This window comes from Gammaproteobacteria bacterium (assembly GCA_009845905.1).
Taxonomy (GTDB): Bacteria; Pseudomonadota; Gammaproteobacteria; order Steroidobacterales; family Foliamicaceae; genus Foliamicus.
Genome location: VXYS01000004.1, coordinates 591110 through 609044, shown reverse-complemented (window position 1 = coordinate 609044; position 17935 = coordinate 591110). Strand labels below are relative to the sequence as shown.

Sequence of the window (17935 nt, the reverse complement as noted above, 5' to 3'; positions counted from 1 at the left end):
ACCCTTGGGGGCGCAGGCAGCAGAGCATGTAGAGGTAATTCATCAGGAAAACGTCAGGTGCACGTTCGGGTCCTTGAAATTCATCCGGAAAGACCGGCGTTCCTCCGCCGCAATGGGAAACAGGTCCGGCAGGTCAGTCCTGCCGATTGCGCAAACGTTTGCGCGGGCGCGTGTCAGCAGCGCCGACGCATAATATAGCACGGCCCGCCATCCGGCCATGCATGGCCTAATACCCTGGGGGCATCGCCATTTGCCGATAAAAGACAACGTTCTTATCGTTTCCGGAGACGATGCCGGACGGCGCCTGGACAACTTTCTGGCGGGACGCCTCAAGCGCATGCGACTGGCGCGGGTGCATCGGATGATACGGCGCGGCGAGGTGCGGGTGAACCGGGGCCGGAAGTCCTCGGGCCACCGCCTGCGCGCGGGCGACGAGGTTCGACTGCCGCCGTTTCTTCAGCGGCGGCCCCCGCCGCCCGTGGCGTCGCGGGCGCGGTGGATAGAGCAGCGCGTGCTGTACGAGGACGAGGGTCTTCTGGTTCTTGACAAACCGGCCGGGCTGGCCGTGCACGCGGGGGGATCCGTCAACCTCGGGGCGGTTGAGTTGCTCCGCGCCGCCCGCCCCCGCGATGGCTTTCTGCAATTGGCGCACCGGCTGGACCGGGGGACCAGCGGCTGCCTGCTGCTGGCCAGGAAACCCCGTGCCCTGCACGCCCTGCACAGGGCTTTTCGCGCGAACGAGGTCCGCAAGACCTATATCGCCCTGCTGGCCGGGCGTCTGAAGGGCAGGGAGCGCCGGATTGACCTGCCCCTGGACCGATCGCACAGCACGGGTTCCGAGCGGAGGGTCCGGGCAGGGTCGGGCCAGCCGGCGCAGACCCGGTTCATGCCTCGCCAGGAGTGGCGGGAGGCCACGCTGGTGCGCGCCGTGCCGGTTACGGGTCGCACCCACCAGATCCGCGTTCACGCCGCCGCCATCGGCCACCCGGTGCTCGGCGACGACCGCTACGGCCAGACCCGGAGCGGGCCCGATCGGTCACTCGGCCTCAAGCGGCTGTTTTTGCATGCATCCGGGCTGGAATTGCGTCATCCGCTCACCTTGCGGACAGTGCGCCTGCATGCGCCCATGCCGGACGAGCTGCGTACCGTTCTGGCGCGCCTCGGTCCCCCGGAGTTTGGCGCGCCGGCCCGAAAAACATAAAATGCCGCGCTTTTGGGATCTGCGTTGGAAATAAAGCAATTTCTCTGCCTTGCGCGCTACGAAGCCGAAGGCGGCTTCCGGGTGGCCGCGATGCATTTCGACGGCGAAATACTGGGCTCCTGGGCGCGTCTTCATGGCGCGGGAAAGGGGCGAGCGTTGTCGCTCAACGCCGTGCGTTACCGCAACAAGTCCCCGGCCCGCCCGCTGGATATTTTCATGGCGCCTGTCGAAGCCGCTGCGCCAAAGCCTCCGCAGAACGAGAATCTTCTTGTCGCCGAGCGCCCTCGCTGGCGCAAGGTCGGAACCTACCCCCGGGAGCTCCTGGGCGATCTGTGCTCTTCGCCCCTGGAGTTGTGGTCGGACAAGACCTCGACCAAGGCCGGTTCCTACGACCGCGTGCTGGCGCCGGAGGCCATGGAACTGGATTCGTCGCTGGTACTGATCGAACTCGACCGCTACATCGTGGACGTGACGCGGCGCCCGGTGTCCGACGAGCACGTTGTGCGGGTGCGCTTCAGCCACCTGGAACGCGAGTACCGGCTGCTGCTGTGCGAAGACGTGATGCGCCGCCGCTACGCGCGTTATTCGGTCGGCGAGTATGAAATCGAGCGCCCGACCGCGGCGTGCATCACGCTGGGCCCGCCGGGCAAGCAGGGACGCATCAAGCGGATCGCCGCGCTGATACCGTTGGACGACTGAACATAGGGATGAGGGCGTCTCGCCCTCCACGAAGGCGGGACCCCTTCCTTACGCTAAAAGAAGAAAAAGCGCCGCCGCCGCTGCTCGTCATCGACCTGCTCGCCCGGAAAGTTCGTGGCGAGCATCTGCTCGGCGTCCGTCGCCAGCTCATCCAGCCCGATCCTCCGGTACGCCTTGACCAGGATCTTGAGCGAACCGGCGATTTCGGGCGAGCCATGGTAGTTGTCGATCGCGAACCGCGCGCGGTTCGCGGCCGCGATCCAGGCTCCCCGGCGGAGGTAATAGTCGGCGACATGATTCTCGTATCGGGCCATGCGGTTGCGCAGGTAAACCATGCGGCGCCGGGCGTCCGCGGCGTATTCGCTGTCGGGATATCGCGTCGTCAATTGCGTGAAGGCGTCGAACGATTCGCCGGCGCTCAGGACGGGACGCCGGGAGTAGTCGATCCGGAACAGGCGTCCGAAGCGTCCGGGCTGGCGCGCAAAAAGGGCCAGGCCGCGCATGTAGATGGCGTAATCGACGTTCGGATGGCGCGGGTTCTCGCGCTCGAACTCGCGCGCCGCCTCCACCGCGCTGTCCTGATCGTTCAGCCGATAGTGGCAGTAGATGATCTCCAGTTGCGCCTGGCGCGTTTGCGGGTTGAACGGAAAGCGCGCCTTGAGTGTGCCGAGGAAACGCAGGGCCTTGCGGAAGTCGCCGCCTTCCAGCGCCGCATGCCCGCGTTCGTAGAGCACGTTGGCCGCCGACAACTCGTCGCGCTCGTCGCCGCGACCGCAACCGGCCAGCGCGGCACAGGCCGCCGCCACGAGCAGAATCCCGGCGAGGTTGCGAGTTGTGATCATTTCGGTGCGCAAGAACTATCGCGGTACGAACAAGCGTGCAGTATAACGAGCGCCCCAGCAGCATGTCAGCCCCGGCCTTTTTCTGCGAAGATGCGGGGCATGCGGAGCGTGGTTCGATGAAGCGCCGGGTGCAAGAACGGGTCGTGATCCCCGAGAGTCTCGCGGGGAGGCGGCTGGACGCGGCGCTCGCCAGGCTGTTGCCGGATTATTCGCGCAGCCTGATCAAGGCCTGGATAGAGCGCGGTCAGGTTACGGAGGAAAGCGGCGATTCCCTGAGGCCCCGCTCGCCGGTGCATGCGGGACAGGAATACGAGATCCGCGGGGAGTTGGCCGCGGCGGGATCGGTGGAGCCGGAGTTCGTGGAATTCGACGTGGTCCATGCCGACCGGGACCTGATCGTGGTGAACAAGCCGGCCGGGCTGGTCGTGCACCCCGGCGCCGGGAATCCCGGCGGTACGCTGCAGAACGGTTTGCTGCACCGGTTCCCGGAACTCGAGGCCGTGCCGCGCTTCGGACTGGTGCACCGGCTGGATGCGGGCACGACCGGGCTGCTGATCGTGGCCCGCACCGCCGCCGCCCACCAGCGGCTTACCGGGGACCTGCAGGAAAGGCGGATTCGCCGCGAGTACCGGGCGGTGACCCGGGGTTGTCCGGTGGCCGGCGGGACCATAGACCAGCCGCTGGGACGCCACCCCCGCGACCGGCTGCGCGTGGCGGTTCGTCCGGGCGGGCGCAGCGCCGTCACCCACTACCGCGTTCTTGAGCGTTTTCCCGCGAACGCGCTTGTCGCGGTTCGCCTGGAGACGGGGCGCACGCACCAGATACGTGCGCACCTGGCTCACGTCGGGTATCCGCTGGCCGGGGACTCGCTGTATTCCCGCAGCAGGGACGGGTTCGGCCGTCCGGCGCTGCATGCCGGCCGGCTTGGAACAAGGCATCCCGCGACGGATCGGGAGTGCAATTTCGAAGCTCCATTGCCGGAGGACATGTGCGGTCTGCTGACGCGCCTGGCCGGGGAGGAGCGCAACTGGGACGATTTTTCGTGGAGCGGTTGATTCTCCCGGATTGGCCGGCGCCCTGGCCGGTACGCGCCGCCAGTACCCTGCGCGGCCTTGAGCCCGGCGAAGCATGGCGGCTGCTGGAGATCCCGGGCGAACCGCGCTGGCTCTCGCAGATGCACGGCAGGGACGTTGTATGCGCCGACGGAGACTGGACCGAAGCCGAGGCTGATGGCTGCGTGTCGTTTGCCGCGGGGCGTGCATGCATGCTGCGCACTGCCGACTGCTTGCCGGTCCTGTTGTGCGATGCCGCGGGAAGCCGCGTCGGAGCGGCCCATGCCGGCTGGCGCGGCCTGGCTTCGGGCGTGATCGAGGCGACCGTGGCCGCGTTGTGCGGCGGCGGCCCCGCGGCGATCGACCCGCGGAACCTGATGGCATGGATCGGTCCCGGCATCGGCGGTCCGGCGTACGAGGTCGGCGCCGACGTTTTCCGGGCCATTTCCACCGACACGCCGGATTCGGCGCAGTTCTTTGCCAGACGGGACAGCACGCATTGGTTGCTCGATTTGGCCGGCCTTGCGCGGCATCAGTTGCGCAGGCTCGGAGTCACAAACGTCTACGGCGGACGCTGGTGCACGTTTTCGGACCCCGCCCGCTTTCATTCCTGGCGCAGGGACGGCGGCACGGAGCGTCATGCCTCCTTTGTCTGGCTGGAGCCGCCCGGTTGAATTCGAGCTGCCGGACGCCATATCGAAGGCATGGATCAATTCACCAATCGCGTGCGGGAAGCGTTGTCCGAGGCGCGGGCGGCCGCCGTGGATGCCGACCACCAGTTTCTCGAACCGCTGCATGTCCTACGGGCGCTGCTGGAGCAGGACCGGGGCGCCGTGCTGCCGCTCCTGCGCAGAGCGGGAGCCGACACCGGAAAGCTGCAGACCGATCTGGCCGAAGCGCTTGAGCGCATGCCCAGCGTCCAGGGGCAGGAGGGCGATCTGCACGCTTCGGCGGCGCTCGCTCGGGTACTCAACCTGGCCGGCAAGCTGGCACGCAAGCGCGGCGATACGCTGGTCAGCAGCGAGATCCTGCTGCACGCCGCGGCCGGCGACAGGGGCGAACACGCGCGGCTAATGAAGGACGCCGGCGTGGACCCGGCGCGACTGGAGGCGGCAATCGACCAGGTTCGCGGCGGGGAAACCGTCGACGAGGCCGGCGCGGAGGAACTGCGGGGCGCGCTGGAGAAATACGCGATCGATCTGACCCGCAGCGCCGAGGAAGGCAAGCTCGATCCCATCATCGGCCGCGACGAGGAGATTCGCCGCACGATGCACATCCTCCAGCGGCGGACCAAGAACAACCCGGTGCTGATCGGCGAGCCGGGCGTCGGCAAGACCGCCGTGGTTGAAGGGCTGGCGCAGCGCATCGCCAACAGGGAGGTGCCCGAAGGGCTCAGGAACAAGCGCCTGCTGGCCCTGGATCTCGGCGCGATGATCGCGGGCGCCAAGTACCGCGGCGAGTTCGAGGAGCGGCTGAAGGCGGTTCTCAAGGAACTGGCGAAGCAGGAAGGCCGGATCATCCTGTTTATCGACGAGCTGCATACGCTGGTCGGCGCGGGCAAGGCCGAGGGCGCAATGGACGCCGGCAACATGCTCAAACCCGCCCTGGCGCGCGGCGAATTGCATTGCGTGGGCGCAACGACCCTCGACGAGTACCGCAAGAACCTGGAGAAGGACGGCGCGCTGGAGCGGCGCTTTCAGAAGGTGCTGATCGACGAACCCAGCGTGGAGGATACGATCGCCATCCTGCGCGGCCTGAAGGAACGCTACGAAGTGCATCATGGCGTCACGATCTCGGACGCCGCCATAGTCGCCGCGTCCACTCTTTCCCAGCGCTACATCACCGATCGCAAGCTGCCGGACAAGGCCATCGACCTGATCGACGAGGCCGCGGCGCGCATTCGCCTGCAGATGGACTCCAAGCCCGAAGCCATCGACCGGCTGGAGAGGCGGCTCATCCAGTTGAAGATCGAACGCGAGGCCCTGAGCAAGGACGAGGACGAGGGCGCGCGGCAGCGGCTGGCGGACCTCGATGTCGAGATTGCCGACCGGGAAGGGCAACACGCCGAACTGTCGGAAACGTGGAAGACGGAAAAGGCCCGCACCCAGGAAGCCGCCGGACTCAAGGAGCAACTGGAACAGGCCCGCCTGGCGCTGGAGAAGGCGGGCCGCGGGCAGGACCTGCAGCGCATGTCCGAGCTTCAATACGGCGTCATCCCGGAACTGGAACGGAAGCTGGAGGATGCGCAGGAAAACGAGCCGGAACACGCGTCCGACGCCATGCTCTCCAGCCGGGTCGGGGAAGCCGACATCGCCGCCGTCGTGGCCCGCGCCACGGGCATTCCGGTTTCCCGCATGCTGACCGGCGAGCGCGAGCGGCTCAACCGCATGGAGGATGAGCTGCATCGCCGCCTGATCGGCCAGGACGAGGCGGTGCGTGCGGTGTCGCGGGCGATCCGCCGGTCCCGCGCCGGGCTCGCCGACCCGGACCGGCCCACCGGCTCGTTTCTGTTCCTGGGCCCCACCGGCGTGGGCAAGACCGAGTTGTGCAAGGCCCTGGCGGAGTTCCTGTTCGACAGCGAGGGAGCGATGGTGCGCATCGACATGTCGGAGTACATGGAGAAGCATGCCGTGTCGCGGCTGGTCGGCGCGCCGCCCGGCTATATCGGCTACGACGAAGGCGGCCAGCTCACGGAGGCGGTGCGCCGCCGCCCGTATTCCGTCGTGCTTCTGGACGAACTGGAAAAAGCGCATCCGGATGCGCTCAATATCCTGCTGCAATTGCTGGACGAAGGGCGCCTGACCGACGGCCAGGGCCGAACGGTGGACTTCCGCAATACGGTCGTGATCATGACCTCCAACCTGGCCTCGGACCAGATCCGTTCGCTGGCCGGGTCCGAGCACGAGGAGATCAGGAAAGCCGTGATGGACTCCCTGCGTTCGCACTTTCGCCCGGAATTTCTCAATCGCATCGATGACATCGTCGTGTTCCGGCCGCTGTCGCGCGAGGAGATTCGCGCGATCGTGGACCTGCAGCTCAATCGCCTCGCGGTTCGGCTGGCGGAGCAGGATATGGCGCTTGAGGTCAACGATGCCCTGAAGTTGCGCCTGTCCAATCTCGGTTACGACCCGGCTTACGGCGCCCGCCCGCTGAAACGGGTAATCCGCGACTACGTGGAGAACCCTCTGGCGGAATGGCTGCTGTCGGCGGACGCCAGGCCGGGCGAGACGCTCGAAGTGGCCGACAAGGATGGGGAAACCGTCATTTCCGTGCGTGATCGCCCCAAAGCCGCGTAAGATTCGGCCGTCGATGAAACATCTGACAAAGAAGTTCGTGCTGATGCTGCTGGTCCTGCCGGCAGGCGCCGTCGCGGAGGATCCACTGAGCATCTCCGCCGGCGGGGACGGGTTCGAATACGTCACGAGCGTGGAAGGCATTCACGAGTACTCGTTGCCCAACGGACTGCAGGTGTTGCTGTTTCCCGACAACGCGCAGGCGCGGGTGACCGTCAACGTCACTTACCGCGTCGGCTCCATGCACGAAAACTACGGCGAAACCGGGATGGCGCACCTGCTGGAACACCTGCTGTTCAAGGGCACGCCGGACAATCCCGACATACCGAAATCCTTCAATGAGCGCGGCATGGGGTTCAACGGTACGACCTGGCTTGATCGGACCAACTACTTCGAGAGTTTCGAACCGACCGACGACAACCTGGAATGGGCCTTGCGAATGGAAGCCGACCGCATGGTCAATTCGTTCATCGCCTACGAGGACCTGCAATCCGAATTCTCGGTCGTGCGCAACGAAATGGAGCGGGGCGAGAACAGCCCGGGCCGGATGCTGGATCAGCGGGTCCGCGCGGCGGCCTTCGAATGGCACAACTACGGGAACTCGACGATCGGCGCGCGCTCCGACGTCGAGGGCGTGGACATCGGCCGCCTGCAGGCCTTCTACCGGACCTACTACCAGACGGACAACGCCACGCTCATCGTGGCCGGCGATTTCGATCCCCGCGAGGCCGCCTCGATCATCTCCGATTCGTTCGGTACGATTCCGGCCCCGGAGCGGGAGCTGCCTCGCATCTATACCGTCGAGCCGGCCCAGGACGGCGAGCGCCTGGTGACCTTGCGGCGGGTCGGAAAGCAGAGCCTGGTCATGGCCGCCTATCACATTCCCGCCGGAGCCACGAAGGAGAACACGGCTCTTGACGCGGTTTCGCGCATCCTGGCCGATTCCAGCCGCGGGCGCCTGTACCGCAAGATGATCGAACCGGGCATCGCCGCCGGCGCCGGCGCGCGCGCCGACGCGTTCGCCTTTCCGGGGCTGTTCACGCTGAACGCGACCGTCCCGGTGGACGGCGACACGCAGGAGGTGCTTGACGCGCTTCTGGACGTTTCCGAGGGCGTTCCCGCGGAGCCGATCACCGAGGAGGAGCTCGAGTGGGCGCGGCTTGCCATGGTTTCCAACTACGACAACGCCATAAAGAACGTCGGCTCCCTGGCGCGCATACTTTCCGAGAGCATCGCTGCGGGAGACTGGCGGTACCTGTTTCTTTACAAGGACCAGCTGGACGCGCTGACCGTCGAAGACCTGAACGCGGCCGCGGCGAAACACTTCAAGCGCAGCAACCGCACCGCCGGCATGTTCATCCCCACCGAGAGCCCGGACCGGGCCGCGGTGGCGTCCCGGAGCGATCAGAGCGAAGAGCTGGCGGCCCTGGCGGGACGGCAGTCGGTGAGCGCGGGCGAGGAATTCGTTCCCAGCCCGGACAACATCGCGGCCCGCACCGTCAGGCAGGAGCTGGCCGGCGGCGGCTCGCTGTGGGCGATCGAGAAGAAATCGCGCGGGGACAGGATCATCGTTTCGCTGAACCTGTTCTTCGGCAGCGAACAGAGTCTGGCAGGAAAACACGGCTTGGCCGGATACGCCGCCGGGCAGTTGCAGCGCGGCACCACGCTGTACACGCGCGACGAACTGGCCACCGAATGGAACCGCCTGAAGAGCGATCTCAACCTCAGGGGCGGTGGGCAGAGAATCAACGCCTCGCTGCAGACGGACGAGGCCAACTTCGAGGAAGCGCTGGCCTTGATGGCGCATGTGCTGCGCGAGCCGGTCTTCGATCGCGATCAGCTGGAGGAAGCGAAACGCTCCGCACTGGCGAGTATTGCGGGAGCCCGCGGTCAGCCGCAAAGCGTCGTTTCCGTCGCCCTGTCCAAGGCGCTGAGTCCATATCCACCGGACCATTTCCGATACGCCATGGATCTGGACGAGCAGGAGGAGATGATCCGGAACATGAACCGCGACGCCCTGGCCGAATTCTGGAATTCCCATATCGGATACAAGGGAGCGATCGCACTCGCCGTGGGCAACTTCGATACTGCGGCGCTGGGTGGGCGCCTTGACGAACTTTTCGGCGACTGGGAGGCGGCCGTGGATTACCTGCCGGCGCCCAACCAGCACCATCCGGTGCAGGCGCGCGAGGAATGGCTGGACACGCCGGACAAGGCCAACGGGTTCATGGTTGCCGCGCTGCCTGTTCCGCTCAACGTTCGCGATGCCGATTACGCGCCGCTGGTCATCGGCACGCGCATTTTCGGCGGCGGGGGCTTGAGCAACCGCCTGATCAATCGCCTGCGCCAGAAAGAGGGCTGGTCCTACGGCGCGGGCGGCGGCATGAACGCGTCGGAGCGTTCAGGTGACGACAGCGGCGCTTTGTTCATTCAGGCGATCGCGGCCCCGGAAAACCTCTCGAAGGTCCGGGGCGGGGCGCTGGAGGAATTGCAGCGCGTCATTGATGACGGTTTCACCCCCGAGGAGCTTCAGGACGCCGTGGACGGCGCCATTTCGGGCGACCTGAACTCCTGGTCAAGCGACGCAGCCCTGACCGGCATCCTCAGTTCCGGTGCGGAACACGGCCTGGATGCGCAGTGGTACGGCGCACTGCATGAGCAGTACAGGGCGCTGACGCTTGACGACGTCAACGAGACCTTCCGCAAGTACTACGCGGCCGACGATTTCCTTATCTTCATCGGCGGCGACAAGGCCAGGGCGGAAGACGCCGGCTAGAGTTGCGCGATGCCGTGTCCGGTGCGGGTGCGGCGCGTGCGCCGGGTCTCCCGGCGGATTTCGAGATTGGCGGCGCGCACCTGCGGATCGACGTAACCGCGCGGGTGGTCCAGGTGCAGGCAGGTTACCCGGTGGCGAATGCGCTTGCCCCGGACTCCCGCGTTCTCCAGGCGCTCGCCCAGCTCCCGGTCCTCTCCGCCGTAGCCCATCCGCTCGTCGAAACCGTTTGCCGCGAGGATGTCGGCCTTCCAGCCTGATGCGTTGTGACCGTTCCAGCCGGCGGTGGCCGGGGATATGCGGTCCAGCACCGTCCCGAAACCCTTTCCCGCTGTGAGTTTGAGAAGCTTGTAGGTCGGCGGCATGCCGCGGCTGCGCAGCCATGAGGCGGAGAAGCAGCGCCCCGTCGCGATGTCTTCCGGCCGGATGTTATGGGACAGTCCCAGCGGCAACCTGAGCAGGCCGCCCGAAAGGAAACGCCGCGGTTCGGCGAGGTCGAGATGACGGGACACGAATTCGGGCTGCGGAATGCAGTCCCCGTCGGTGAAAATCAGGTATTCGCCCCGCGCCCTGGCGATGGCCTTGTTCAGGATCCGGCACTTGCGAAAGCCGCGATCGTCCTGCAGGACGTGCCCGATCTCAAGCCCGGTGCTTCTCCGGGCGCTGCGGATGACTTCGGCCGTTTCGTCGCCGGAGCCGTCGTCGGCCACCACCACCTCGAATTCCCGGCGGGTCTGATGGGCGAAGCCGCAAAGCGTCTTTTCCAGCCATTCGGGCTGCCGGTAGGTGCTGAAAACGACCGTTACGTCAAACGGCCGTTTGCTCATGCTTCACCGGCAGCGCGCTCCGTCCCGCCGTCCGCATCGACGCGGGGAAGACTGTCCGGGTCCGGGACCACGACGCCCACGGAAACAACCAGCTTGATCGCGTCCTCCACGCTCATGTTCAGCTCGATCAGGTCCTTCCGCGGAGCCACGACCAGAAACCCGGAGGTCGGGTTGGGCGTGGTGGGCACGAAGACGCACACCGAGTCCGGCGTGTGTTCGGCAAGCTGGCCCACCGTGCTGGACGTTTGAAAGGCGATGCAGTAGATGCCCCTGCGCGGGTATTCGATAAGCAGCACGCGGCTGAACGAGCCGCGCTTGCCGCTCAGGACCATCTCCAGAAAGCCCTTGGCGGCCGTGTAAATCGTCCTCACCAGAGGTATCCGCCGCAGGACCGATTCCCAGAGGCCGATAATGCGCCTGCCGAAAACGTTGGCCGCCACCAGTCCGGTCACGAACAGCAGCACCAGGCTGAGCACAAGGCCAAGCCCGGGAATCGGGAACCCGAGGAGCGCCTCGGGACGATACGGTTCGGGAATCAGCCTCAGCGTCTGGTCGGCCAGGTCGATAAGCAACTGCAGCACCAGCACCGTTATGCCCACGGGAACCCAGACCAGCATTCCCGCCACCAGCACGCGCCTCAGGCGCGGCCACCAGCTCTTAAACATTGCTGATAAGGCTGTCAGGCATTGCTCAAGCGGCGGCTGCGTCGGACGCCGGGCTCGTGCCGGATTCCTTGCCCGAGGAAGAGCCCGACTTGTCCTTGCCGCCGGTGTCGGATGCCGGCTTGCCTGCGCCGTTTCCCGCGTCCTTGCCTGCGCCGTCCTGCTGGTCGCGCCCGCTGTTCTTGAAATCGGTCTCGTACCAGCCGCTGCCCTTCAGCCGGAAGTGCGGCGCCGAAACCAGCTTCTTCAGGGCCGGCCGCCCGCATGCGGGGCAGTCTCTGAGGCGCGGATCGCTCATTTTTTGCAGCGCGTCCAGCCGGTATCCGCACTCGCGGCATTGATATTCGTAGATAGGCATGGGAGCAGGAAAAGAGCCTTCGGGCCGCGGGTAGTTTATAACGGCCGCAATCCGAGTTCCCGCAGTTGCCCCGGTTCGACGGCGGCGGGCGCATCGGTAAGGGGGCAGGCGCCGGACTGCGTCTTGGGGAAGGCGATCACTTCGCGGATCGATTCGGCCCCGGCCATGAGCATGACCCAGCGGTCCAGCCCGAAGGCGATGCCGCCATGCGGCGGGACGCCGTAGTCCAGCGCCTTGAGGAAGAACCCGAACTGCCGGTCGGCTTCCTCGGCCGATAGTCCCAGCAGCTCGAACACGGCCGCCTGCATTTCGCGCTGGTGTATGCGCACCGAGCCGCCGCCGATCTCGTGGCCGTTCAGGACCAGGTCGTAGGCGCGCGACGAGGCTCGCGCGGGACTTTCCAGAAGCTCGCCCGGCGCGGTCACGCCGGGAGCGGTGAAGGGATGATGAAGCGCCTTCCAGCGTTTTTCGTCCTCGTCGAACTCGAATCCCGGAAATTCCGTGATCCACACCGGCGCCCAGCCGCCGCCGATCAGGCCCCGTTCCTTCCCCAGCCGGTCGCGAAGGGCGGACAGCGTGCGATTCACGATCGCGGCCGCACCCGCGCCGAACAGCAGCAGGTCGCCTGCGGCCGGCCCGGTCTTTTCGAGCAGTGCCTCGATCTCCCCGTCGGCCAGGAACTTGAGCACCGGCGACTGCATGCCGTCCCGGCCGGCCGCCGGATCGGCCACCTTGATCCAGGCCATCCCCTTGGCGCCCATGGCCTGCACGAATCCGGTCAATTCGTCCAGTTCGCGGCGCGTCATTCCGCCGCCTCCGGGAATCTTCAGCGCCGCCACGCGGCAGCCGGGATCACGGGCCGGTGCGGAGAAAACCTTGAATTCCGAATCCGCGAATATGCCGCTCAGCTCGACGAGTTCAAGGGGGTTGCGCATGTCCGGCGCGTCGCTGCCGAACCGCTGCATCGCCTCGGCGTAGGTCATGCGCGAAAAGGGATCCGGGAGTTCCACGTCCAGCACGCCGGAGAACACTTCGCGCACCAGGGCCTCCATCAATCCCATCACGTCCTCTTCGTCCACGAACGACATTTCCACGTCGAGCTGGGTGAATTCCGGCTGGCGGTCGGCGCGCAGGTCCTCGTCGCGGAAGCAGCGCACGATCTGGTAGTAGCGGTCCAGTCCCGACATCATCAGCAATTGCTTGAACAACTGCGGGGACTGGGGCAGGGCGTAGAAGCGCCCCGGCCGGTTGCGGGCCGGAGAGAGAAAATCGCGCGCGCCTTCCGGTGTGGCGCGGGTAAGCATGGGCGTTTCCACGTCCACGAAGCCGCGTTGGTCCAGGAACGCGCGTATTGCTGCGAAGACACTGTGGCGCAGGCGCAGGCGGTCCAGCATTTCGGGCCGCCTGAGGTCAAGGTAGCGGTACTTCAGACGCAACTCCTCGCCGGCGCCTTCGCCGTGGTGGAAGGGCAGGTCCCGCGCGGCGGAGAGGATTTCGAGCGACTCGGCCACCAGTTCGATTTCTCCCGTTTTCAGATCGGGATTGGCCGTGCCCTCGGGGCGAATGCGCAGTGCGCCGGTGGCCCGCAGTATGCATTCGGCGCGGGCCTTTTCGGCAACGGCAAACACGGCTGGCTGGTCCGGGTTGCAGACGACCTGCACGATCCCCTCGCGATCGCGAAGGTCAATGAAGATCACGCCCCCGTGGTCGCGCAGACCGTTCACCCAGCCGCACACGTCGACCGCCTGACCGGCGTGGCCGGCACGCAGTTCACCGCAGTAATGTGATCGCATGTTCATTGAATACGCAAGCGCCTGAATGGGGGCCGCAACGCAGCGCCCGGGGTTCCCTTCGTGAAAATCAAGCTTGGTGAACTAGCTTGCGCCGAGTTCCTGCTGCATCGCTTCCATGCGCTCGCGTTCCTTCTTGCCCGCCGGCATGATCAGGCATACCGCCACGACCAGGACCGAGGCGATAGCCACCGCGATCACCTGCCAGCCGTATTGCTCCAGATTGACGAAGAAATCGTTGACCCATCCCCATCGACCGACGAATTCGTACGCATTCCAACTGATGATCGCGGTTGCAATGGAGTAGCGCAACGCCGTGGCGACTCGCTTGAAGCGCAGCAGGCGCCGCAGCAGGTAGATCGCCCAGACCGCGTTCAGCGCGGCGATTCCGTATGTAACCGGATGCTGGTCGCCCAGCACGTTCTCGTCGTAAATGATGAGCAGGAAAAGATAGAAGAACCAGATCAGGTAAATGGTCTCCAGTGCGGTTATCGCCGCGAAGTTGCGCTTGTGCCCCTCCGTGGGTTTGCCGGTGCCCATTCCAAGCCAGCGATGGCACCAGCGGAAGAAATTGCATCGCGTCTCGCGGTTGAACAGGAAATAGACCAGGGTGGCGAGCATTACCCCCAATGAAGACATCATCACCAGGTATTCCGCGTTGGTGGCCACTTCGCCGGTTGCGTCCATAAGGTCCGGGACGCCCAGCCAGATCGCGTAATAGACGAAGGAGAATTCCACCCAGCCGGTCCAAAGCAGCCAGGCGGCGAAGTAGCCGAGCCAGGTTCCGCTCACCTCGCTGTCCTGGCGCATGCCGAGCCAGAGCAGGAATGCGCCGATCAGGCCCATGATGCCGGCCGCGTAATACATTCCCGGCGCACCGATCGCATGCTCGATCTGGATCATTACCGAGTGCCCCAGGCCCTGGGACACGAAGAACACCGCAAAGGGGAACAAACCGATAAACGGTGGACGGGCAAACACCCGGGCCAGCGCGTTCATGGAGCGACCTCCGGAAAGCCGAATTAAACTTCTATACTATACCGCTTCGACGGTTTCGACAGGCGTTAATACGGGGCAGTGAGGCACGTGGGATGAAGATCGAAAACCTTAAGGAATGGGAGGGCCGCGAGCTCACTCCGTCAGACTGGTTTGACGTGGATCAGGCCCGGATCAACGCCTTTGCGGACTGCACCGTGGACCATCAGTTCATCCACGTGGATCCCGAACGGGTAGCGCGCGAAACGCCGTTCGGGTCCACCATCGCGCACGGCTTCCTGACGCTGTCGCTTTCCGTCCACCTCGAGTCCCCCGAAATGTCCGAAATCGAGGGCGTCGGCTTCGTCATCAACTATGGCCTGGACAAGCTGCGCTTCATCAACCCGGTCCCCGCGGGTTCGCGCGTTCGGGTCCACTCCAGGCTCACCGAGGTTCGCGAACGCGGACCGGGCCGCGTGGTCATCCGGCTGGAGAAATCCATGGAAATCGAGGGCCAGGAGAGGCCCGCCTGGGTGGCGCAACAGCTCTTCATGCTGATATCCGAAGGCGCCTGAACCTCGTCTCGGCGTGGACGAACTGTTCAACCTGGAGGGCCGCACGGCGCTGATCACCGGCTCCACGCGGGGCATCGGCAAGGCCATCGCCACGCGGATGGCGGAGCATGGCGCACGCGTGACCGCGTCCAGCCGCAAGGCGGAGGCATGCGAGCAGACCGCCGAGGAACTGAATCTGCGCTTCGGCAAGGGAACCGCCATTTCCGCGCCCTGCAACGTCTACCACAAGGATCAGCTGGAGGACCTCGTGGCGCGCACCCGCGCGGCTTTCGGCGCCATCGACATTCTGGTTTCCAACGTGGGCGTGAATCCGCATTTCGGTCCCCTGCTCGACACGTCCGACAGCGCCCTGGAGCGGATCTGGCGCTGCAACGTCACGGCCAATCTGTGGCTCAGCCAACTGGTCGTTCCCGACATGCGCAGCCGGGGACACGGCCGGATCGTGCTGATTTCCTCGTACGTGGGTCAGACGGCGCACGACAAGATCGGCGCCTACGGCATGTCCAAGGCCGCGGAAATCCAGATGGCGCGGAACCTGGCGCTGGAGTACGGCCGCGACGGCATCACCGCCAACGCGGTCTGTCCGGGACTGATCAAGACCGATTTCTCCCGGGCGCTGTGGACCGACGCGGAAGCCCGCGAGAGCTTTCTCGACACGACGGCGCTCGGACGAATGGGCGCTCCGGATGAAGTGGCCGGACTGGTCGTGTTCCTCGCGTCGCCCGCCGGTTCCTACGTGACCGGACAGGCGCTGCTGGTGGACGGCGGGATCCACGTCTGAGGGCATCATGACGGTGAAAGTGAGCGATCGCGGCCCTGTCCGCCTGATCGAAATGGAATCCCCGCCCGTCAATGCGCTCGGGGCAATGCTGCGGATGCCGCTCATGGACGCGATCCGCGGCGCGTCGCAGGATGACTCAGTTGGCGTCCTGCTGCTATTGAGCAGTTTGAAGACCTGGTGCGCCGGCGCCGACATCAAGGAGTTCGGCCTGTCCGAACTGCCTGCCCCCGAGGCTTCGCTTAACGCAATATGCGACGCGCTGGACGCGTGTCCCAAACCGGTCATCGCGGCGGTGGATGGAGTCGCATTCGGCGGTGGCCTGGAACTTGCTCTGGCCTGCGATTACCGGGCCGTTTCCGGACGCGCCCGCTTTGCCTTTCCCGAGGTCAATATCGGCCTGTTGCCGGGGGCCGGCGGGACCCAGCGGACTCCGCGGCTGGTCGGCGTGGAGCAGGCCTTGCGGATGTGTCTGGACGGCAAACCGGTAAAAGCCCGCAGGGCCCTTGAAATGGGCCTGGCCGACCGTCTGCTTGAAGACGAACTGACAGACGCGGCTTGCGCGTATGCGGAGGAATTGCTGGCGGCAGGCGGGACGGTGCGAAAGATTTCCTCCGGACCCGGAAAACTCCCCCGGCCGGGGGAGGCGGCGGAGGTATTCGCCGGGGCGCGCCAGTTGATTGCCCGCAGGATGCGGGGACGCGACTCGCCCGAGCTGATTGTGCAGTGCATCGAGCAGGCAGTGGCCTGCCGGGACGATTTTCTCGCCGGCTTGGCCGAAGAGCGGCGCCGGTTTGTCCGTTGCCTGAAGAACCCGCAGAGCAAGGCGCTCTCGCACGTGTTCTTCGCCGAACGCGCCGCGGCCAGGGGCGCCGGCGGTGCTGCCGCGCGCGCCGTCGGGCGCGCCGCGGTGATCGGCTGCGGCACCATGGGCGGCGGCATCGCCATGAATTTCGCGATCGCGGGGATTCCGGTGACCGTGCTGGAGACAGGACAGGAGGCGCTGGAGCGGGGTTTGCGCGTGATGCGCAGGAACTTCGAACGGTCGGAGAAGAGCGGGCGCATCCCTCCGGGCGGCGCGGAGCGCTGCATGGGACTGATCACGCCCACGACGGACTACGATGTCCTCGAAGGGGCGGATTTCGCCGTGGAGGCCGTCTACGAGAACCTGGACCTCAAGAAACAGATTTTCGCCCGCCTGGACGACACCCTCGCGCCGGGCGCCATCATTGCCAGCAACACCTCGTATCTCGATATCGACCGAATGGCGGAAGCAACCGGCCGGCCCGGGCAGGTGCTGGGCATGCACTTCTTCAGCCCCGCCAACATCATGCGCCTCGTGGAAGTCATCGAGGGCCGGCACAGTTCGCCGGAAACTGTCGCGACGGCGTTTTCGCTCGCGTCGCGCATGAAGAAGGTCCCCGTATGGTCGGCCAACAGCAACGGGTTCATCGGCAACCGCATGTTGTCGGGATATATGTTCGAGGCCTTTGAATTGTTGTTCGAGGGCACGCCTCCGGAGTCGGTCGATGCGGCCCTGCGGGACTTCGGGCTGCCCATGGGGCCTTTCCAGATGATTGACCTCGTGGGCCTGGACCTGGGTTGGCGGGCCCGGGAGCTGGCCGGCAAGCCGAAGGAGGAGCGAAAACCCGGCGAGCGTCTGGGCGATGCCCTTTGCGAGCGGGACCGCTTCGGGCAGAAGAACGGCCGCGGCATCTACAACTACAGTCCCGGCAGCCGGGTTCCCGAGCCGGATCCCGGGGTCGCCGGCCTGATCGAGGAACTGGCGGAAGAACTGGGCTACGAGCGCCGATTGCCCGCGGAGGCCGAGGAAATCGGCAAGCGATGCATGTACCCGCTCGTGAACATCGGTTCGGCGCTGCTGGAGGAAGGCGTTGCCCGTGCGGCCTCGGACATCGATATCGTCTACGTCTACGGCTATGGCTTCCCGGCCTGGCGCGGCGGACCCATGCACTACGCCGAGCAGCAGGGCCTGGATACCGTACTGGATGACATCCGCGGATTTCACGACCGGTTCGGCGCACGCTGGGCGCCGGCGCAAAGGCTGGTTGCAGCGGCGGCCGCCGGCCGGGGATTCGGCGAAGGCTAG

Annotated in this window: 15 protein-coding genes; 9 read left to right on the top strand and 6 right to left on the bottom strand. The window is 65.8% G+C overall.

Features of this window, described 5'->3' with window-relative positions; translation table 11 throughout:
- The first annotated feature begins 217 nt into the window (after positions 1 to 217).
- Both F4036_04195 and F4036_04190 read left to right on the top strand, forming a co-directional pair.
- Positions 218 to 1201 (top strand): RluA family pseudouridine synthase, encoded by a 984-nt coding sequence (locus tag F4036_04195; GenBank protein ID MYK36944.1) that lies wholly within the window; start codon positions 218 to 220, stop codon positions 1199 to 1201.
- Between the two features lie 24 nt (positions 1202 to 1225).
- Positions 1226 to 1900 (top strand): hypothetical protein, encoded by a 675-nt coding sequence (locus F4036_04190; GenBank protein ID MYK36943.1) that lies wholly within the window; start codon positions 1226 to 1228, stop codon positions 1898 to 1900.
- 53 nt (positions 1901 to 1953) lie between these two features.
- On the opposite strand, the gene F4036_04185 is transcribed toward F4036_04190, so the two are convergent.
- The gene (locus tag F4036_04185) at positions 1954 to 2742 is read right to left on the bottom strand and encodes an outer membrane protein assembly factor BamD (GenBank protein ID MYK36942.1); all 789 of its coding nucleotides are present in this window, start codon (positions 2740 to 2742) and stop codon (positions 1954 to 1956) included.
- Positions 2743 to 2858: 116 nt separating this feature from the next.
- Here F4036_04185 and F4036_04180 point away from each other — a divergent pair, with 116 nt between their 5' ends.
- The 4 genes from F4036_04180 to F4036_04165 are packed head-to-tail and all read left to right on the top strand — an operon-like array spanning position 2859 to position 9863.
- The gene (locus tag F4036_04180) at positions 2859 to 3797 is read left to right on the top strand and encodes an RluA family pseudouridine synthase (protein ID MYK36941.1); all 939 of its coding nucleotides are present in this window, start codon (positions 2859 to 2861) and stop codon (positions 3795 to 3797) included.
- Positions 3785 to 4468 (top strand): peptidoglycan editing factor PgeF, encoded by a 684-nt coding sequence (gene pgeF / locus F4036_04175; GenBank protein ID MYK36940.1) that lies wholly within the window; start codon positions 3785 to 3787, stop codon positions 4466 to 4468. Before F4036_04180 ends, pgeF begins: the two co-directional genes overlap by 13 nt.
- Positions 4469 to 4498: 30 nt before the next feature.
- Positions 4499 to 7090 (top strand): ATP-dependent chaperone ClpB, encoded by a 2592-nt coding sequence (clpB, locus tag F4036_04170; protein ID MYK36939.1) that lies wholly within the window; start codon positions 4499 to 4501, stop codon positions 7088 to 7090.
- On the top strand, positions 7044 to 9863 hold the full coding sequence (locus F4036_04165; GenBank protein MYK36938.1) for an insulinase family protein: 2820 nt from the start codon (positions 7044 to 7046) through the stop codon (positions 9861 to 9863). Before clpB ends, F4036_04165 begins: the two co-directional genes overlap by 47 nt.
- Here F4036_04165 and F4036_04160 read toward each other — a convergent pair.
- The 5 genes from F4036_04160 to F4036_04140 form a co-directional block, all read right to left on the bottom strand.
- Entirely contained in the window at positions 9860 to 10687 is an 828-nt protein-coding gene (locus tag F4036_04160; protein ID MYK36937.1) for a glycosyltransferase, read from the bottom strand. The genes F4036_04165 and F4036_04160 overlap by 4 nt on opposite strands.
- Complete coding sequence (locus tag F4036_04155; GenBank protein ID MYK36936.1) at positions 10684 to 11352, bottom strand: DUF502 domain-containing protein; 669 nt, start codon at positions 11350 to 11352, stop codon at positions 10684 to 10686. The genes F4036_04160 and F4036_04155 overlap by 4 nt, the downstream gene beginning before the upstream one ends.
- 25 nt (positions 11353 to 11377) lie before the next feature.
- A complete protein-coding gene (locus tag F4036_04150; GenBank protein MYK36935.1) occupies positions 11378 to 11707 on the bottom strand; it encodes a zinc ribbon domain-containing protein in 330 nt (109 codons plus the stop codon).
- 35 nt (positions 11708 to 11742) lie between these two features.
- Positions 11743 to 13500, bottom strand: coding sequence for an aspartate--tRNA ligase (aspS, locus tag F4036_04145; GenBank protein ID MYK36934.1), 1758 nt, complete (start codon positions 13498 to 13500; stop codon positions 11743 to 11745).
- Between the two features lie 81 nt (positions 13501 to 13581).
- Positions 13582 to 14496, bottom strand: coding sequence for a hypothetical protein (locus F4036_04140; GenBank protein MYK36933.1), 915 nt, complete (start codon positions 14494 to 14496; stop codon positions 13582 to 13584).
- Between the two features lie 92 nt (positions 14497 to 14588).
- Between F4036_04140 and F4036_04135 the strand changes: the two genes are divergently transcribed.
- Genes F4036_04135 through F4036_04125 form a run of 3 tightly spaced genes read left to right on the top strand, consistent with a single transcriptional unit; the run spans position 14589 to position 17935 of the window.
- Positions 14589 to 15047 carry a MaoC family dehydratase gene (locus F4036_04135; GenBank protein ID MYK36932.1) on the top strand — a complete coding sequence of 153 codons (459 nt, stop codon included), beginning with the start codon at positions 14589 to 14591 and terminating at the stop codon, positions 15045 to 15047.
- Between the two features lie 13 nt (positions 15048 to 15060).
- The gene (locus tag F4036_04130) at positions 15061 to 15828 is read left to right on the top strand and encodes an SDR family oxidoreductase (protein ID MYK36931.1); all 768 of its coding nucleotides are present in this window, start codon (positions 15061 to 15063) and stop codon (positions 15826 to 15828) included.
- A gap of 7 nt (positions 15829 to 15835) precedes the next feature.
- Positions 15836 to 17935 (top strand): 3-hydroxyacyl-CoA dehydrogenase, encoded by a 2100-nt coding sequence (locus tag F4036_04125; GenBank protein MYK36930.1) that lies wholly within the window; start codon positions 15836 to 15838, stop codon positions 17933 to 17935.

Excerpts from the sequence above, each read along its gene's own strand:
- F4036_04195 (MYK36944.1), top strand. The coding sequence starts at position 218 with ATGCATGGCCTAATACCCTGGGGGCATCGCCATTTGCCGATAAAAGAC.
- F4036_04185 (MYK36942.1), bottom strand. The coding sequence starts at position 2,742 with ATGATCACAACTCGCAACCTCGCCGGGATTCTGCTCGTGGCGGCGGCC.
- F4036_04180 (MYK36941.1), top strand. The coding sequence starts at position 2,859 with ATGAAGCGCCGGGTGCAAGAACGGGTCGTGATCCCCGAGAGTCTCGCG.
- clpB (MYK36939.1), top strand. The coding sequence starts at position 4,499 with ATGGATCAATTCACCAATCGCGTGCGGGAAGCGTTGTCCGAGGCGCGG.
- F4036_04165 (MYK36938.1), top strand. The coding sequence starts at position 7,044 with ATGGGGAAACCGTCATTTCCGTGCGTGATCGCCCCAAAGCCGCGTAAG.
- F4036_04160 (MYK36937.1), bottom strand. The coding sequence starts at position 10,687 with ATGAGCAAACGGCCGTTTGACGTAACGGTCGTTTTCAGCACCTACCGG.
- F4036_04155 (MYK36936.1), bottom strand. The coding sequence starts at position 11,352 with ATGTTTAAGAGCTGGTGGCCGCGCCTGAGGCGCGTGCTGGTGGCGGGA.
- F4036_04150 (MYK36935.1), bottom strand. The coding sequence starts at position 11,707 with ATGCCTATCTACGAATATCAATGCCGCGAGTGCGGATACCGGCTGGAC.
- aspS (MYK36934.1), bottom strand. The coding sequence starts at position 13,500 with ATGCGATCACATTACTGCGGTGAACTGCGTGCCGGCCACGCCGGTCAG.
- F4036_04140 (MYK36933.1), bottom strand. The coding sequence starts at position 14,496 with ATGAACGCGCTGGCCCGGGTGTTTGCCCGTCCACCGTTTATCGGTTTG.
- F4036_04135 (MYK36932.1), top strand. The coding sequence starts at position 14,589 with ATGAAGATCGAAAACCTTAAGGAATGGGAGGGCCGCGAGCTCACTCCG.
- F4036_04125 (MYK36930.1), top strand. The coding sequence starts at position 15,836 with ATGACGGTGAAAGTGAGCGATCGCGGCCCTGTCCGCCTGATCGAAATG.